The organism is Roseovarius sp. 10, assembly GCF_033100315.1.
In the GTDB taxonomy this organism is placed as follows: domain Bacteria; phylum Pseudomonadota; class Alphaproteobacteria; order Rhodobacterales; family Rhodobacteraceae; genus M30B80.
In genome coordinates, this window is sequence record NZ_JAWLVH010000014.1 from 1 (window position 1) to 1315 (window position 1315).

A 1315-nucleotide genomic window follows, 5' to 3' on the forward strand; every position below is an offset into this window, starting at 1 on the left:
CCTCCATCCCCGGACACGCCACTTGCGCTGTCACCGCCGGCAGTACTTGCACCACCCCCTCCCCCGCCACCAAAAGGGGTAAATTGCAAAATTGTATCCCCGCCGTCATTTCCAGTACCGCCACCGCGACCACGCCCGCCTAAAGCACCGGGCCCATGCGGTGATGCCCCCCCTCCTGAACCTCCATCGAGCCCATTCCACTCTGACTGCGATGCTTGTGAGACATCGGAAGTTTGGTACCCACCGCCTCCACCACCGCCACCGATAGCTGTGACTAACGGTGCATTTTCGAAGCCAATCCAACTATTTCCGCCATTCTGACCACGCTAACCCGCCGGAGCCACACTTGTGCCTGCTGCTCCACCGGCACCAATTTTAATATCTATGTTCCCCATAGGTATCAGCGCCGTATTTCCAGTCCCGATCGTTCCCTCCATAAACTGACCAGCACCGCCACCTCCACCGCCAAGATTATAAACGCCACCACCTCCTCCCCCAGCTACAACTAAGTACTCGATGGCACCGAACGAGTTAGCTTGAGAGTTGTTGTTCAATACCCCATCAGCCGTAAATTTGTGGACTCGGTATTGCACACCATCGACCGTGATAATACTTTCGGATCCGCCAGTTAATGACTGCCCGTAGGCCGCATCTGGAAAAGACAGGGACATGCAAATTATGAAAATGCACCGATATATACTCTCAAACATTTGCTCGCTTTGGGGCAAAAAAATCATTCTCCAAAGAGGCCGGTTGAGGCACCTGGTACCACTCAGAGCGTACAATGAGCTATAAATCGTCAATTAACTGTCCCATGTTCTGATGCCATTTACCAGGCATTCAAGTCGATGTCTGCCAGTCAATTTATGACTAGGTTTTAGCACTAGCCATTCGTTACTTGTAAATTTTTTCATGTTCAATATACGTGAAAGTCATTCAAGTTCACAGACGCACTAAGGCTCCCAAACAATTTTTCGAGTATGGTTATCAACGGAGCGAATGCGGCTTGAACTTCGGCCGAACACTATACTCATAAGTCAAAGCATGGGCCAAGGATTTATCAACCCTTTTGGTGCATTTGAGGTTCACAACTCCCCTTTCAACAAAACACTCAGGGACCAATATTTTATTGGTCAAAATCTCAGGGGGCAGCCAATATGACGCCCCTCGATTTAGAGACAAACCGCGCCCAGAGACCAAATCTTACTCTAGCCCACTTCTCTGCAGCCCCCTGACGCGAGCTAAACCCCTTTGACACAAAAAGAAAAAAGCCCCGAACGGGACCATGGCGTCAGTTGGATTTTGGGAGTGGCGC

General features: G+C 50.6%; 1 protein-coding gene. It reads right to left on the bottom strand.

What is annotated here, in order from left to right; all coding sequences use genetic code 11:
- Window positions 1-326: 326 nt before the first annotated feature.
- The gene (locus tag RYZ18_RS14165) at window positions 327-671 is read right to left on the bottom strand and encodes a glycine-rich domain-containing protein (protein WP_317657517.1); all 345 of its coding nucleotides are present in this window, start codon (window positions 669-671) and stop codon (window positions 327-329) included.
- Between the last annotated feature and the right edge of the window lie 644 nt (window positions 672-1315).

Bases quoted from the DNA above. Each gene is read 5' to 3' on its own strand.
- RYZ18_RS14165 (WP_317657517.1), bottom strand. From the start codon at position 671: ATGTCCCTGTCTTTTCCAGATGCGGCCTACGGGCAGTCATTAACTGGC.